The organism is Corallococcus sp. NCSPR001 (assembly GCF_017309135.1).
In the GTDB taxonomy this organism is placed as follows: domain Bacteria; phylum Myxococcota; class Myxococcia; order Myxococcales; family Myxococcaceae; genus Corallococcus.
The window spans coordinates 7,476,269-7,492,469 of sequence record NZ_JAFIMS010000002.1 but is presented as its reverse complement, the minus strand read 5'-3'; the positions used below and the strand labels follow the sequence as shown (position 1 = coordinate 7,492,469).

Annotated in this window: 11 protein-coding genes; 9 read left to right on the top strand and 2 right to left on the bottom strand. The window is 69.4% G+C overall.

The window, feature by feature from the left end; translation table 11 throughout:
• The first annotated feature begins 158 nt into the window (after positions 1-158).
• The 4 genes from JYJ93_RS31790 to JYJ93_RS31775 all read left to right on the top strand — a co-directional run bounded on the left by JYJ93_RS31790 (position 159) and on the right by JYJ93_RS31775 (position 7,372).
• Positions 159-3,422 (top strand): SNF2-related protein, encoded by a 3,264-nt coding sequence (locus tag JYJ93_RS31790; protein WP_242544000.1) that lies wholly within the window; start codon positions 159-161, stop codon positions 3,420-3,422.
• Between the two features lie 159 nt (positions 3,423-3,581).
• Entirely contained in the window at positions 3,582-5,318 is a 1,737-nt protein-coding gene (gene recN, locus JYJ93_RS31785) for a DNA repair protein RecN (RefSeq protein WP_206798303.1), read from the top strand.
• 107 nt (positions 5,319-5,425) lie between these two features.
• Positions 5,426-6,226, top strand: coding sequence for a Stp1/IreP family PP2C-type Ser/Thr phosphatase (locus JYJ93_RS31780; RefSeq protein ID WP_120590832.1), 801 nt, complete (start codon positions 5,426-5,428; stop codon positions 6,224-6,226).
• Positions 6,227-6,454: 228 nt separating this feature from the next.
• Positions 6,455-7,372: a M23 family metallopeptidase gene (locus JYJ93_RS31775; protein ID WP_206798302.1), complete on the top strand. Its 918-nt coding sequence runs from the start codon at positions 6,455-6,457 to the stop codon at positions 7,370-7,372.
• Between the two features lie 3 nt (positions 7,373-7,375).
• Here the strand turns inward: JYJ93_RS31775 and JYJ93_RS31770 are convergent, their stop codons facing one another.
• Positions 7,376-8,080, bottom strand: a complete 705-nt coding sequence (locus tag JYJ93_RS31770) for a diguanylate cyclase (RefSeq protein ID WP_206798301.1) — start codon at positions 8,078-8,080, stop codon at positions 7,376-7,378.
• A gap of 72 nt (positions 8,081-8,152) precedes the next feature.
• Positions 8,153-9,178 carry a 23S rRNA (cytidine(2498)-2'-O)-methyltransferase RlmM gene (rlmM, locus tag JYJ93_RS31765; RefSeq protein WP_206798300.1) on the bottom strand — a complete coding sequence of 342 codons (1,026 nt, stop codon included), beginning with the start codon at positions 9,176-9,178 and terminating at the stop codon, positions 8,153-8,155.
• Positions 9,179-9,651: 473 nt separating this feature from the next.
• On the opposite strand from rlmM, the gene secA reads away from it, so the two are divergent.
• From secA to frr, 5 genes are all read left to right on the top strand, one after another.
• Entirely contained in the window at positions 9,652-12,474 is a 2,823-nt protein-coding gene (secA, locus tag JYJ93_RS31760; protein WP_206798299.1) for a preprotein translocase subunit SecA, read from the top strand.
• A 356-nt stretch (positions 12,475-12,830) separates the two neighbouring features.
• Positions 12,831-13,799, top strand: a complete 969-nt coding sequence (rpsB, locus tag JYJ93_RS31755; protein WP_206798298.1) for a 30S ribosomal protein S2 — start codon at positions 12,831-12,833, stop codon at positions 13,797-13,799.
• 168 nt (positions 13,800-13,967) lie between these two features.
• Complete coding sequence (gene tsf / locus JYJ93_RS31750; protein ID WP_206798297.1) at positions 13,968-14,621, top strand: translation elongation factor Ts; 654 nt, start codon at positions 13,968-13,970, stop codon at positions 14,619-14,621.
• 204 nt (positions 14,622-14,825) lie between these two features.
• Positions 14,826-15,569, top strand: a complete 744-nt coding sequence (gene pyrH, locus JYJ93_RS31745; RefSeq protein WP_120551956.1) for a UMP kinase — start codon at positions 14,826-14,828, stop codon at positions 15,567-15,569.
• Positions 15,570-15,623: 54 nt separating this feature from the next.
• A complete protein-coding gene (gene frr / locus JYJ93_RS31740; protein ID WP_206798296.1) occupies positions 15,624-16,175 on the top strand; it encodes a ribosome recycling factor in 552 nt (183 codons plus the stop codon).
• Positions 16,176-16,201 lie beyond the last annotated feature (26 nt).

Here is a 16,201-nt window from a genome sequence, read left to right as displayed (position 1 = left end):
GACTGGGACGGGACCGGGACATGGCGGACGTTGATGATCTCACAGCTTCGCGCCGCCCGGCCGCATCGGCTGGCGGACGCCGTATTTTTTCCCACGCGCGGGGATCCCCTCACTGTGTTAAGCGAGGCGGTTCCCCCCGACCAAGGAGTCTGGGGCCCTTGCAAGCCGTGCAAACCACCGCTGACACCCGAGACCCTCTCTCCCCCCAGGACGGACTCTGGCTCCGCGCCCTCAAGGCCGAGGTCGAGCCCGCCACGTTCAAGAAAGGCCGCGAGGTGGCCGAAGGCCGCCGCGTCTTCGGCCTCACGCGTGAACCCGAACGCATCCGCGCGCAGGTCGCGGGTCCGTCCGGCGAGCGCTACGACGTCGCCCTGATTCCGGGAGAGGGAAAAGTCGTTTCCTCCTGCACCTGCCCGGTGTGGAACACCACTGGCCCGCATTGCGAGCACGTGGTCGCCGTGGCACTCATCTACGCGGCCCGCTTCCGGCCACCGCCGCCACCGCAGAAAGCCGCCGCGCCGCCGCCTCCGCCGCCCGAGCCCGAGGACATGGGGCCGGACGAAGAGGAGATTCCCGGTGGCGGAGCGCCGGGGATGGAAGGCGTCAGCCTGCCCGCGCTCGCCAAGGTGGAGAGCTGGCTGGGCCTGTCCTCACTGCCCGACTACGAGTTCCTCTACCGGCTCACCCCCGCGAGCACGGGGGCGGGCGGCTCCAACAACCGCCACTGGGTCGTGGACGTGCGCCGTCAGGACGCGCAGACCAAGGGCCCCGTGCACGTGAAGCGCCTGCTCCAGGCGGGCAGCCGCATCGCGCCCGCGGACGAGCGCATCTTCATGGTGCTGTCGCGCCATGAGCACCGCTACGACTCGCGCATCGTCCTCTCCGACGAGGACCTGTGCGAGGTGCTGGAGCTGTTGCGCCAGCGCCGGGTCATCTACCGGGGCACGCCGCTCGTCTACATGGAGCAGCCCGTGCGGCCGCAGATCCATCTGGAGTCGCGTCCGGATGGCGCCACCGCGCAGATTGAATTGCTGTTCCCGGACGGCGTGGGCTACCCGCTCAAGGACGTCATCGTGCTCGCGGGCCGGCGCACGTACGTCATCCAGGCGCAGAACCTCCACGCCGTGGAGCCGGACTTCCCGCCGCGCTTGCTGCGCAAGTGGCTGCTGGAGCCGACCATGGCCTTCCCGTCCGGGCAGCTGGACCGGGTGCTGACGTTCTTCGCCGCGCACCTGCCGCGCTTCCGCATGTCGCTGAAGGCGGACGACATCGAAGTCGACGAGTCGGTGGAGCCGCGCTTCGTCCTCACGCTGGAAGGCGCCGCCGAGCGCGTGAAGGTGCAGCTGGCCGCGCGTTACGGCCAGACGACGGTGGCGGTGTCCCCCACGGCCACGCACCTGGGCTACGCCAGCGGCGTGGGCGAGGACGCGCGCAAGCTGTACCGCCGCCGCGACGAGGTGGAGCGCGCCGCGGGCAAGCTGCTGCTCGACATGGGGCTGCGCTTCGATCAGGCCGCGCAGGCGTTCGACGCGACGGGCGACGTGGCCCTGGAGTTCTGGGCGCGGGGCCTGGCGAGCCTGCCCGCGGAGTGGGAGCGCTACGGCGTGCAGGCGCCCAAGGTGCGGCTGCGCCCGAAGCTCAAGCCGCGCATCCGCGTGGGCATGAGCGGCGTGCAGTGGTTCGACCTGGACGCGGAGTTCGTCACCGACGACCAGGCCGTGGACCTGGGCGCCGTGCGCATGTGGCTGGACTCCGGCCGCAAGTTCGTGCCGCTGAAGGACGGCTCCTTCGCGGAGGCGGACGTCGCGGAGATCAAGCGCGTGGCGGACCTCCTGGAGGAGGCCGGCGCCATGCCGGGCCGCACGCGCACGCGGCTGCCGCTGCACCAGGCCGTCGCCCTGGACCTGCTCGCGGACCTGGGCGAGTTCACCGAGGTGGAGGCCAAGGCCCGTCAGGCCATGCTCGCGCTGCGTGAATCCGCGGGCGTGCCGAAGGTGGCCGTGCCGGAGGGCCTGCAGGCCACGCTGCGCCACTACCAGGAGGCGGGCCTGTCCTGGCTCTGGTTCCTGCGCCGCCACGGCCTGTCCGGCATCCTCGCGGACGACATGGGTCTGGGAAAGACCATCCAGTCCCTGAGCCTGATGCAGAAGGTGGCCAACGACGAGGGCCGCAAGCCTTCCCTGGTGGTCGCGCCCACGAGCGTGCTCGCCAACTGGGAGCGCGAGGCGGAGCGCTTCACGCCGGGCCTCAAGGCCATGGTGTGGCACGGGCAGGACCGCCGCGAGCGCGCGGAGGACCTGAAGGGCATGGACCTGGTGCTCACGTCGTACGCGCTGGTGCGCCGCGACCTGGAGCAGCTGTCCCAGGTGGGCTTCCGCTACGTCATCCTGGACGAGGCGCAGAACATCAAGAACGCGGACAGCGCCACCGCGCAGGCGTGCAAGTCGCTGCCCAGCGAGACGCGCCTGGCGCTCACCGGTACGCCGCTGGAGAACCGCCTGTCGGAGCTCTGGAGCATCTTCGACTTCCTGATGCCCGGCTTCCTGGGCAGCGCGGAAGGCTTCAGCGACCGCTACGAGCAGCCCATCCAGGTGGCCAACGACGCCACCGCGAAGGACCGGCTGCGCCGCCGCATCCAGCCCTTCATCATGCGCCGCCTCAAGACGGAGGTGGCCAAGGACCTGCCGCCGAAGACGGAGAGCGTCGCGTGGTGCGAGATGGAGCCCGGCCAGGCCGCGCTCTACCGCGAGGTGCTGGAGGAGAGCCGCCGCAAGGTGAACGAGTCCATCGAGAAGGTGGGCTTCAAGCGCAGCCGCGTCTCCATCCTCGCCGCGCTGATGCGCCTGCGTCAGGTCTGCTGCGATCCGCGTCTGCTCAAGATGCCGCCCGGCACGCTCCTGCCGTCCAGCGCGAAGCTCGAGCGCTTCATGCAGCTGGTGGACGACCTGGTCTCCGAGGGCCACCGCGCCCTCGTCTTCAGCCAGTTCACGGAGATGCTGGAGCTCCTGAAGCAGGAGGCGGACAAGAAGGGCCTGCGCTACCTCTACCTGGACGGCCGCACCAAGGACCGCATGGGCAAGGTGGACGAGTACAACCGCCCTGACGGCCCGCCGCTCTTCTTCATCAGCCTCAAGGCGGGCGGCACCGGCTTGAACCTCACCGCCGCGGACTACGTCATCCACTTCGACCCGTGGTGGAACCCCGCAGTGGAGGACCAGGCCACGGACCGTACGCACCGCATCGGCCAGACGCGCGCGGTCATCAGCTACAAGCTGATCACCCGCGGCACGGTGGAGGAGAAGATCCTCAGCCTCCAGCGCCGCAAGCGAGAACTCGCCGCCGGCGTGCTGGGCGCGGAGGGGGACGACATGGGCCGCACCCTTACCGAACAGGACATCCAGGAGCTGTTCACCGAAATCTGATGCCGGCCTGAAGCGAGGGAGATGGTTGTGGCGCCAACAGGCCACGCCCTCCCACTCGCCCTCCCACCGTCCGCACGACCCGAACACCTGTGCAGTGTCAGCAAGACCTGCTAGGGTGTTCAGGTGTTGGGGTCGTCGTACGGACCGCGGAGGGCGCGCTTGCTGCTGGGTCTTCGGATTTCGAACGTAGCGGTGATTGAGGAGGTGGAGGTCGCGTTCGGCGCGGGCCTCACCGTCCTCACGGGTGAGACGGGCGCCGGCAAGTCCATCCTGGTGGACGCGCTGGGCCTGCTGCTCGGGGGCAGGGCGGATGCGGACGTCATCCGTGCGGGCTGCGAGGACGCGGCGGTGGAGGGCGTGTTCGCCCGGACCCCGGTGCTGGCCGCGCGCCTGGAGGAACTGGGCCTCCCGGACCTGGGCGAGGAGGTGCTCGTGCGCCGCGTGCTCGGGCGCACCGGGCGCGGCAAGGTCTACGTCAACGGCGCGCTGGTGACGCTGGGCGTGCTGGGCAAGCTCACGCGGGGCGCGGTGGACATCGCCGGCCAGCATGAGCACGTGAGCCTCTTCGACTCCGGGCTGCACCGGGTGCTCCTGGACAAGTACGGCGGCCTGGAGGAGACGCTGGCCGCGTACGGCCGCGAGTGGGCGAACCTGCGCGAAGTGGATTCGCGCATGGACGCGCTGGGCGGCGACGACGCCAAGGTGCGCGAACGCGCGGAGTTCCTGCGCTTCCAGCTGGACGAAATCACGCGCCTGGATCCGGAGTCCGGCGAGGACGTGAAGCTGGACGCGGAGCGCCGGCGGCTGGGCAGCGCGCAGAAGCTCAAGCGTCAGGGCGCGGAGGCCGAGCTGCTGGTGTCGGGCGAAGCGCCGTCCGCGGTGGAGATTGTCGGGCGCGCGCTGGGGCTCGTGCACGAGGGCGTCAAGTGCGACGCGACGCTTCAGCCGGTGGCGCAGTCGCTCTCCACGGCGCTGTCGGAGCTGGAGGAGGCCGCGCGCCTGCTCAACCGCTACGTGGAGGGGCTGGAGTCCGACCCCGGGCGGCTGGGCGAGGTGGAGGAGCGGCTGGACGCGCTCAAGCGGCTGTGCCGCAAGCACGGCGCGACGCTGGACGGCGTCCTCAAGAAGCGCGACGAGCTGGAGACGGAGCTGGGCACGCTGGAGAACCGGCGCGAAATCCTGGAGGAGCTGAACCAGGAGCGGAAGCGGGTGGAGGAGCGGGCGCGCAAGGCGGCGCTGACGCTGTCCCGCGCGCGCAAGACGTCCGCCGGGGCCTTCTCCCAGCAGGTGCGTGACGGCCTGGGCGGGCTGGCCATGGGCAAGGCCGCCTTCGAGGTGCGCGTCACCGCCGGGGAGGCGCTGCGTCCAGACGGCCTGGATGAGGTGGAGTTCTTCTTCAGCGCCAACCCGGGTGAGCCGGCGCGGCCCCTGGCCAAGGTGGCCTCGGGGGGTGAGGCGAGCCGGCTGTTGCTCGCGCTCAAACGTGCACTGGCGGACAGTGACGCGTGCGGCTGCTACATCCTGGATGAGGCGGACGCGGGCGTCAGCGGCGCCATCGCGGACGTGGTGGGCCGGATGATTCGTGAGGTCAGCTCCCACCGCCAGGTGCTGTGCATCACGCACCTGCCCCAGGTGGCCGCCTACGCGGACGCGCACCTGCTCATCAAGAAGAGCGTGAAGGGCGAGCGCACCGTGTCCCAGGTGCTGCCCCTCTCGGCGGGCGCCGAGCGCACCCAGGAGCTGGCGCGCATGATGTCGGGCGTGGAGGTGACTCGCGAGGCGCTGGGCGCGGCGGAGGCGCTGGTGCGCTCGGCCCACCGGGCCGCGCCCCGCGCGCGCCGGGAATCCGGTCCGGAAGGCAACACCCCCCGGGGCCGGCTGCGCCGGACGGCCTGAAATGGGGGCCTACAAGGTAGGGGTGACCCAGGGGGAGGGGCATGACGCACCGGGAGTTTTCGTGCGCGTCCTTGCCCCCACTTATGGGCTCACATAGCATCCGGCGCGTGTCCAGCACCGCAGGGCAGACCGCGGCCCCCCGCCATAAAGTCATCTCCGCTGGCCTGACGGACGTCGGGCGCAAGCGCAATCACAACGAGGACAGCTTCCTCATTGACGATGAGCTCCAGCTCTACGTCGTGGCGGACGGCATGGGTGGGCACGCGGGTGGTGGTACCGCGTCGCGCATCGCCGTCGAGACCATCGACAAGGAACTGCGGCGCGCGCGTGAAGGGCGGGACAACCCCTTCGTCAGCGTTCCCAACCTCCAGGATTCGCCCATTCCGGAAGCGCTCCGGGGCGCGGTGGAGAAGGCCTGTCAGGCCATCTACCTCACCGCCCAGGATGACGCGCGCCTGTCCGGCATGGGCACGACCGTCATCTCCCTGGTGGTCCGCGACGAGCACGCCTTCTTCGCCCACGTGGGCGACAGTCGCGCGTACCTCATCCGCGGGGACCTCATCCAGCAGATCTCCGAGGACCACTCGCTGGTCAACGAGCAGATAAAAGCGGGGATGATCACACCGGAAGAGGCCAAGCACTCCCGGTACAAGAACATCATCACCCGCTCCGTCGGCTTCGAGGAGGAGGTCCAGGTGGATGTCATGGGGCTCGTGTCCGAGCCCGGTGACGTGTTCCTGCTCTGCTCGGACGGTCTCGCCAACATGCTGGAGGACCGGGAGATCCACGACGCCGTCGCGCGCCACGCGAGCCTGGAGGAGGTGCCCAAGCACCTCATCGACCTGGCCAATGAGCGCGGCGGCGACGACAACATCAGCGTCATCGTCGTGCGCATGCAGGGTGGCTGAAGAGGGCCGGACTCGGGGCGCGATTGGGGCGCGCCCCGGAGTCTGTTGACCTTGACACTCTTCAAATGCGGATGATAGCTGCCCCAACCTTTCCATCCACTGAGAATCGCCAGTGGGTGACGGTGCGGGAGGGGCGGCGGGTGGGGGAGGTGTTGCGAGCGCGGGGAGCGACTTAGCTTCTGGCGCCGGAAGTCCCACGTTGCGAAAGAGTTTCCCCAGGAGTGGTCCGTGGCCAAAAAGTCCTTCACGCTGATGGTCATCCCGGACCACGACGCTCCGGTGAAGCGCTACACCATCCAGCGCTCCTGGTTGGTTCAGGTGGGCATGGGCCTGATGCTGGTGGCGGGCCTGGGCGCCGGTGCGAGCATCCACTACCTGCAGGTGGCGGCGGACGCGTCGGAGAACCGCATCCTGCGTGAGGAGAACCTCACGCTGCGCTCGCAGCTCAAGTCGGTGCGCGAGCGCATCGAGCACATCGGTTCGACGCTGGACCGCGTGGAGCGTTTCGACCAGAAGCTGCGCGCGGTGACGTTGCTGTCCGACCCGCAGCGCAACCTGGCCATGGGCCCCACGGAGCCGGAGACCGGCACCACGGCGCCCACGACGGACACGCAGTTCACCCAGCTGACCACCACGGACACGCCCAAGATGATGCTGGGCCGGCTGGACCGGCTCTCCGCGGAGGCGACCCGCCAGGAGCTGAGCCTCCAGGACCTGCAGGCCTACTTCCAGGACCAGAAGTCACTGTTGGCCTCCACGCCGTCGGTGTGGCCGGCGCGCGGCTGGGTGACCAGCGATTTCGGTCAGCGCCTGGACCCGTACACGGCGGACCGCGTGACGCATGCGGGTCTGGACATCGCGGCGCCGCACGGCAAGGAGGTCACCGCGCCGTCTGACGGCACGGTGGTGTTCGCGGGGCTGGAGGGCGGCTACGGCAACGTGCTCGTCATCGACCACGGCTACGGCATCAAGACGCGCTACGGCCACCTGTCCAAGATCCTCGTGAAGGCCGGGGACCGGGTGAAGCGCGGCTCGCCCATCGCGGCGGTGGGCAACACCGGCCGCTCCACCGGCCCGCACCTGCACTACGAAGTGCGCGTGAACGGCGTGCCGCAGAACCCGCGCAAGTTCATCCTGGAGGAGTAGTCCTCAGGTTCCTTCCGGCTCCGGAAGGAACGCGTCCAGGCGCAGGCGCCGCCGCTGCAGGCCGTGCGTCCGCCCGGTGCGCTCCATGATGTAGGCCCGCTCCACCTCCGCCCACAGGAGCGGCCCCAGCACCTGCCAGTGTGACGGCTGGTGCACCGTCAGCTCCAGCAGCGCCACGGTGAAGCCCGGCACGTCGGTGTCGGAGGCTCCCGGAGGCAGCGCGGGGCGCAGGCCCTCCGCCAGCTTCGCGCGCGTCGCCTCCGCGCTGTCCTCGCGCACGGTGAGCTGGGAGGTGGGCAGCAGCAGCACCGCGAAGCCGTCCGGCTGGAAGCGCACGATGCGCGCGCCCGGGTACTGCGCGGAAAGCGACGCCACGACGCCCTTGAGCAGCGCGTCCCCGGCGGGGAACCCGAAGCGCGCGTTGAAGTGGATCATCTCCTTCACGTCCACCATCAGCGCGCCCACGCGCCAGCCGTCGTGGTGCGCGTGCGTGGACAGGTCGAACTCCTCCTTGAGGAGCGTGCCCTGCGTGAGCGCCAGCACGTGCATGGCGCCGGTGGCGTCCGGCTGGCCTCGCCGGCGCTGCTCGGCGGCGATGAGCTCCTGGGCGGCGGCCTGGGGCGCCTCCTGGGCGTGCCCCGGGCGCGCGGCCCGGGGGTGGAGGGCGACGAGGGCGGTGGCGGTGGCGTCGTCGAGTGCGTAGGGCATCGTGTCCGCGTGTGTAGCGCGGACCGGCCCGGGGCGCAGGAAAGCTTCTTGCCCGCGCCCGCTCCGCTGCCCTCAGCGCATGCGGTGCGCCGTCACGGTGACCTCGTCCCGGTCATGGTAGAGCTGGCGGACGGTGAGGCCCTCCCAGCCCCCGTCCTCCACGAGGGTCTGACGCACCCGCAGGAGCAGCGGGTTCTTGTCCTTCATGGGCAGCTTGATGTTGGCCACCAGGTTGCGCGCCCAGCGGCGCCGGCCCCACTTGGCCAAGAGCTGCGCCACCTCCAGGGGCCGCCACGCCATGTCGCAGAAGAGCCAGTCCGCGGACTCCTCCGGGGCGTAGGCGAAGGCGCTCTCCTGCACGTGCTGGACGCGCGGGTTCTTCGCCAGCTCCGGCATCAGCTTCGCCGGGTCCACCGCCACCACCCGCGCCCCTCGGGCCACCAGCCGCTGCGTCCAGCCGCCCGGCGCCGCGCCCAGGTCCACGCAGACGTCGCCGCGCCCGGGCTCGTGCGCCAGCCCGTCCAGCGCCTCCTCCAGCTTCATCGCCGCGCGGGAAGGGGACTCGCCCGCGCGCTTCATCCGCCGCCGCCCGCCCGGCGCGAGCGACAGGGCCTCACGGGCGCTCACCGCGCCCAGGCTCAGCACGCCGTCCGGAGCGACGCACAGGCCCACCAGCAGGGCCCCCGCCTCGCGAGCCCGTCCGTCGTCCTCCAGGACGCGTCCCTCGGGGAGGGCGGCGCGCACCGCCGCCTCCAGCGCCTCCGCGCGGCCCGCCTGCGTGTTGCCCTTCGCGCTGTCCGGCGTGTAGGCCCGCACGAGCCAGGGCACGCGAGAGGGCAGCCCGGACATCGCCGCCCGGATGTCCTCCACCGGCACCTGGGCTCCACCCGGAGGCGCCCAGGTGGCGACGACCCTCTCCACCGCCCGGCCGAAGGCGGGAGGGACATCAGGGCGTTGCTCGGACTCCACCAGGGCCGGACCCAGGAGGCGGGGACCCGCTCCCGCCCAGGTCAGCTCCTCGAAGAGGTGCGCCTCGAAGCCCTCCCGGCACGTCCACAGCCACCGGCCAGGTTGGGCCGCCAGCGTGTGTGCGGGCATGGAAGGCACGCGCGCCCGAGGTGGGATGCGCGGCGCGGGTGAGGCGATGGGGGCCGGGGCGGAGCGTCCGGGGCCACCGGCACGGGGCGTGGGGGCGGGCTTGCCGCTGGGCTTGCCGCCGGACTTGGGGCCAGGCTTGCCGCCTGTGCGGAGGCCGGGCTTCGGGCCCCCCTTGCCGTGAGAGGGAGAACCCGCGCGAGCGGGCTTGCCGGGCCGGGAGGGGGCGCCTGGCCGGCCGGGGCCCGGGGAGGAGCGGCCGGAAGAAGTCTTCGCGGCGCGGGGACGGTGAATCTGCTTAGGGGACATTGCGTGGACTCGGTTCCGCTTTACTGTGGGCCACCGCGCGCCGGGCGGCCAGCCGAGAGGAAGTTTCGGGGGGCGCGCGTGGTTTTGGTCTGGTTCTCCCTTACATCTCCTGGGAATTCCCTTCACTCGCCGCGCTCCTTCGAGGATCCTCCGGCGAGAGAGCCAACATGATTGAATGGACGCTAAAGAAGCTCATCGGGACCAAGAATGAGCGCGAGCTCAAGAAAGCCCGCCTGAAGGTCGCCCGCATCAACGAACTGGAGGGCAGGATGAAAGCCCTCCAGGACGAGGATTTCGCGCGCGAAACCGCCCGGATGAAGCAGGAGATCGCGAACGGCAAGCCGCTCGACGACCTTTTGTTCGAGGCCTTCGCCCTCACCCGTGAAGCGGCGAGCCGCGTCATCGGCCAGCGCCACTACGACGTGCAGCTCATCGGCGGCATGTTCCTGCACGAGGGCTGCATCGCGGAGATGCGCACCGGTGAAGGCAAGACGCTCACCGCGACGCTGCCCTCCTACCTCAACGCCCTGTCCGGCCGCGGCGTTCACGTCGTCACCGTGAACGACTACCTCGCCCGCCGCGACGCGGAGTGGATGGGCCGCGTCTACAAGTTCCTGGGCATGACGACGGGCTGCGTGCTCCACGAGCTGTCCGACAAGCAGCGCCAGGAGGCGTACCGCTCGGACATCACGTACGGCCAGAACAACGAGTTCGGCTTCGACTACCTGCGCGACAACATGAAGTTCCGTCTGCAGGATTACGTCCAGCGCGAGCTCAACTACGCCATCGTCGACGAGGTGGACTCCATCCTCATCGACGAGGCCCGCACGCCGCTCATCATCTCCGGCCCCACCGAGGACAGCACCGACAAGTACTACCGGGTGGATCAGGTCATCCCGGGCCTCGTGCCGGACCAGGACTACACCCTGGATGAGAAGCACCGCTCGGTGGCCCTCACCGACGACGGCATCGACAAGCTCCAGAAGCGCCTCAACGTCGGCAACCTCTACGACCCGGGCGAGATTGAAACGCTCCACCACGTCGAGCAGGCCCTGCGCGCGCACACGCTCTACAAGCGCGACAAGGACTACGTGGTGAAGGACGGCGAGGTGCAGATCGTCGACGAGTTCACCGGCCGCCTCATGCAGGGCCGCCGCTGGTCCGACGGCCTCCACCAGGCCATCGAGGCCAAGGAGGGCGTGAAGATCGAGAACGAGAACCAGACGCTCGCCACGGTCTCGTTCCAGAACTACTTCCGCATGTACTCCAAGCTGTCCGGCATGACGGGCACCGCGGACACGGAAGCCGAAGAGTTCGCGAAGATCTACAACCTGGACGTGCGCGTCATCCCGACCAACCGGCCGCCGCAGCGCCGCGACGACCAGGACGTGGTCTACAAGACGGAGCGCGAGAAGTTCGAGGCCGTCGCCGCCCAGATTGAGGAGCTGCACAAGGCCGGTCAGCCGGTGCTCGTGGGCACGGTGTCCATCGCCAAGAGCGAGGTGGTGTCCAACTTCCTCAAGAAGCGCGGCGTGCCCCACAGCGTCCTCAACGCCAAGGCGCACCAGCGCGAGGCGGACATCGTCGCGCAGGCGGGCCGCAAGGGCGCGGTCACCATCTCCACCAACATGGCCGGCCGCGGCACGGACATCCTCCTGGGCGGCAACGCGGAGGTCATGACCAAGGGCGAGATGGGCCCGCCGCCGGAGCCGCCGGAAGCCGTGGACGGTCAGCCGCTGGACCTCACCGCCTACCAGGCGGCCCTGGCGGACTACGAGAAGCGCTTCGCGGCGGTGAAGGCCAACAACGAGGAGCTCACCAAGCGCGAGCGTGAAGAGGTCATGGCCGCCGGCGGCCTCTTCATCATCGGCACGGAGCGCCACGAGTCCCGCCGCGTGGACAACCAGCTGCGTGGCCGCGCCGGCCGCCAGGGTGACCCGGGCGCCAGCCGCTTCTTCCTGTCCCTCGAAGACGACCTGATGCGCATCTTCGGGTCCGAGCGCATCCAGATGCTGATGGAGCGCCTGGGCATGGAGGAGGGCGAGGTCATCGAGCACATCTGGCTCTCGCGCGCCATCGAGAGCGCGCAGAAGCGGGTCGAAGGCCACAACTTCGACATCCGCAAGAACCTGCTCGAGTACGACGACGTGATGAACCAGCAGCGGCGCACCATCTACAAGCTGCGCCGCCAGGTGCTCGCGTCGGGCGCGGGCATCCCCCTCGTGGAGTACGAGGAGGACGTGAAGACGCGCGTGAAGACGCGCTCCGAGCGCGTCATCTCCTGGGCGGACTTCCGGGAGATGGTGCTGGACGCGGTGGAGGACGTCGTCGTGTCCATGACGGACACCTACGCCCCCACGCGCAGCTCCGACACCTGGGACATCGCCTCGCTGTCCAACTCCGTGAAGGAGTCGCTCAACCTGGAGATGGCCTTCGAGGGCGTGGGCAACCGGGACGAGCTCCAGGAGCAGATCTACGCGGCGGCGGAGAAGGTCTTCACCGCCCGCGAGCAGGAGTTCGGCGAAGACTTCATGCGCTTCCTGCAGTACCGGTACCTGGCCACCATCGACCAGCTGTGGAAGGACCACCTGCTGGCCATGGACCACCTGCGCCAGGGCATCGGCCTGCGCGGCTACGGCCAGAAGGACCCGAAGCAGGAGTACAAGAAGGAAGGCTACACGGGCTTCATGCAGATGCTGGACGCCATCAAGACGCAGTTCGTCAGCCAGATGATGCGCGTCCAGGCCCGCTCCGCCTCCAACGCGGCGGAGGAGACCGCCCGCATCCAGCGCCAGCTGGCCCAGCAGCAGAAGAAGGCCGTGGAGGGCCGCGCGGACGCCGAGGGGAAGCTCGAGGAGGCCACCGCCACCCCGGTCGCCCAGCGCGAGGCCGCGGCGGGCCCCAAGCCCGTGGGCCGCAACGAGCCCTGCCCCTGCGGCAGCGGCCGCAAGTACAAGAAGTGCCACGGCGCCAACGAAGCGAACCCGTAGGCCGCTGAACACCTGATGGAAGCGCCCTCCGGCGCGGTCGCCCTCCCTGGAAAAGGGGAGCGGGGGCCGCGCCGGTCGTCATCCTGGCTGGCCGGAGGGGAGGGGAGCGGCCTCCGGACGGTGGGACCCGGACGGACGGTGTGCCGAAGCTTGCGCCCCTCTCGAGCGTTCTGCTAAGGACGCCGCGCCCCGTTATGTAGAGGGGCCGGGCTTCACCGCCCGAGGCAGTCGGCAACACCGCAACACCCACTACTCACACGCGTGTCACCGGTCCCCGGTGCCCCTCCACGGTGGAAGGGCCAGGACTGGCAGCTTCTCAAACGCGCGTGGCGGAACAACCGGAAGGTACACGCACCATGGATACCCAGCAGGATACGCAGACGCAGGCCCAGGCGATGGCCGCCGCGAGCGGCATCACGATGCGCCAGCTCCTCGAGGCCGGCGTTCACTTCGGCCACCAGACCAAGCGCTGGAACCCGAAGATGAAGCCCTACATCTTCGGTGCCCGCAACGGCATCTACATCATCGACCTGCAGAAGACCGTGACCATGGCCCGCGCGGCCTTCCGCTTCGTGGCGGACATCACGGCGCGCGGCGGGTCCGTGCTCTTCGTCGGCACCAAGAAGCAGGCCCAGGACGTCATCCAGGAGGAGGCCGCCCGCGCCGGTCAGTTCCACGTCACCAGCCGCTGGCTGGGTGGCACGCTGACGAACTTCAAGACCATCAAGCAGGGCATCGACCGCCTGAAGACGCTTGAGAAGATGGCCGAGGACGGCACCTTCGAGGTGCTGCCCAAGAAGGAAGTCGCCCAGCTGGAGCGCGAGCGCGAGAAGCTGGAGAAGAACCTGGGCGGCGTGAAGAACATGGGCAAGCTGCCCCGCTGCGTGTTCGTCATCGACCCGAAGAAGGAGCACATCGCCATCCACGAGGCCACCCGCCTGGGCATCCCGGTGATCGGCCTGGTGGACACCAACTGCGATCCGGACGGCATCGACTTCGTCATCCCGGGCAACGACGACGCCATCCGCTCCATCAAGCTCTTCACGTCGAAGATCGCGGACGCGTGCCTCGAGGGTGCGGCGCGCTACCGTGCGTCCGGCGCCGCCGAGCGCGACGAGCAGGAGGAGCGCGAGGGCCGTGACGACCGCGGCGACCGCCGTGACGACCGCCGGGGTCCGCGCCGTGGCGACCGCCGTGACGACCGCCGGGGTGGTGGTGACCGTGGCGGTGACCGCCGCGGCCCCGTCGTGGAGATGAAGGCCACCGCGGCCCCCACGGAGCAGGCGCCCGAGGGCGGCGGCGAGGCCACGCCGGCGGCGGAGTAACCGCCCGGCCTCATCGCGGTATCCGGAGTTCGGCCGGGCGGCACCTCTCAAGGCCCGCTGTCCGGCCGTCTCCATTTTCTACGTCCCAGGCTTCAGTATCCAGAAACCCAGTCCTCCGCCCCCAGCGCACGCCGCCGGGCTCGGAGCCGATGAAGAAAGAGACACGACATGGCTGAGATCACCGCCCAGATGGTGAAGGACCTCCGCGAGCGCACCAACGCGGGCATGATGGACTGCAAGAAGGCGCTGGCCGAGTCCGGTGGCGACTTCGAGAAGGCCGCCGAGTGGCTGCGCAAGAAGGGCATCTCCAAGGCCGAGGGCAAGGCCGGCCGCGTCGCCGCCGAAGGCATCGTGACCTCCTACATCCACGGCGGCCGCATCGGCGTCATCGTGGAGGTCAACTGCGAGACGGACTTCGTCGCCCGCAACCCGGACTTCCAGGACCTGGCGAAGGAAGTGGCGATGCAGATCGCCGCGGCCAACCCCAAGTTCGTCCGCCGCGAGGAGGTCCCCTCCGAGGCGATGGACAAGGAGAAGGAGATCCAGCGCGAGCTGCTCAAGCAGCAGGGCAAGCCTGAGGCGATGCTGGAGAAGATCCTCGTGGGCAAGATGGAGAAGTACTACGAGGGCGTCTGCCTGGTGGACCAGCTCTGGGTGAAGGACGACAAGAAGAAGGTCGGCGAGATGATCAACGAGCGCGCCGCCAAGATTGGCGAGAAGGTCTCCGTGCGCCGCTTCGTCCGCTACGAGGTGGGTGAGGGCATCGAGAAGAAGAAGGACGACCTGGCCGCCGAGGTCGCCAAGACGCTGGGCCAGGCCTAAAGCGCCTTCCCGCCGCACCGCAGCGCCCCTTCGGGCCGCGTGCCTGGGGCTCTTCCTCCCATGAGGAAGGGCGCCGGGAACGCGGCCCTTGGCATTCCAGGCCCCGTCCGCCATGCGTCCGTCCGCCCGGCATCGGACGGTGCGGCGCGCGTCACGACTTCCGTCGTTGCCTGGGCGCGGGGCGGGGGATAGAAGCGGTCGCGTATGTCCGAATCCACCTCTCCCTACAAGCGCATCCTCCTCAAACTGTCGGGCGAAGCCCTGATGGGCGAGGGGAAGTACGGCATCCACCCGCCCACCCTCACGCGCATCGCGGAGGAAGTGGCCGAGCTGTCGCGGACGGGCCTGGAGATCGCCCTCGTGATTGGCGGCGGCAACATCTTCCGCGGCGTCGCGGGCGCCACGGAGGGCATGGACCGCGCGAGCGCGGACTACATGGGCATGCTCGCCACCTGCATCAACTCCATGGCGCTGCAGGACGCGCTGGAGAAGCAGGGGCTGAAGACGCGCGTGCAGTCCGCCATCAAGATGGAGCAGATCGCCGAGCCCTACATCCGCCGGCGCGCCGTGCGGCACCTGGAGAAGGGCCGCGTCGTCATCTTCGCCGCGGGCACGGGCAACCCCTACTTCACCACCGACACGGCCGCGTCGCTGCGCGCGATGGAAATCAACGCGCAGGTCATCCTCAAGGCCACCAAGGTGGACGGCGTCTACAACGCGGACCCGAAGAAGGACCCGACCGCGAAGCGCTACCGGACGCTCACGTACATGGACGTCCTCAAGCAGAACCTCAACGTGATGGACTCCACGGCCATCTCGCTGTGCATGGACAACAAGCTGCCCATCATCGTGTTCGACCTGGGCACGCGCGGGAACATCCAGCGCGCCGTCACGGGCCACGGCGAGTTCGGCACCGTCGTCGGCGCGGCCGAGACGGTCTGGGCCTAGGGACGCCACGCACGGGACTGACAACACCCCCACTTCTCTGAAAGGAGACTCACAATGGCTGACGCCGCGGATCTGAAGAGCCGTATCGACAAGTCGGTGGAAGACCTCAAGCGGGAACTGGCCAAGGCGCGCACCGGCCGCGCGAACACCAACATCCTGGACGGCATCAAGGTGAACCAGTACGGGACGCCCACGCCGCTCAATGGCGTGGCCAGCATCAGCGCCCCGGAGCCCCGCCTCATCGTCATCAAGCCCTGGGACAAGGGCGTGCTGAAGGACATCGAGAAGGCCCTGCGTGAGGCCAACCTCGACGTCAACCCGATGAACGACGGCGAGATGATCCGCCTGCCCTTCCCGCCCCTCACCGAGGAGACGCGCAAGAAGATCGCGAAGCAGGTGAAGGAGAAGGGCGAGGAGCACAAGGTCGCCATCCGCAATATCCGCCGCGACGCGAACGAGGCCCTCAAGGCTCAGCTGAAGGACAAGAAGATCACCGAGGACGACCTCAAGCGCCGCACGGACGAGGTCCAGAAGGCGACCGACGCCGGCATCAAGGCGGTGGACGACCTGGTCGCCAAGAAGGAGAAGGAAGTGATGACGGTTTGAGCCGTCTCACCCCTGGGAGCCCGTGG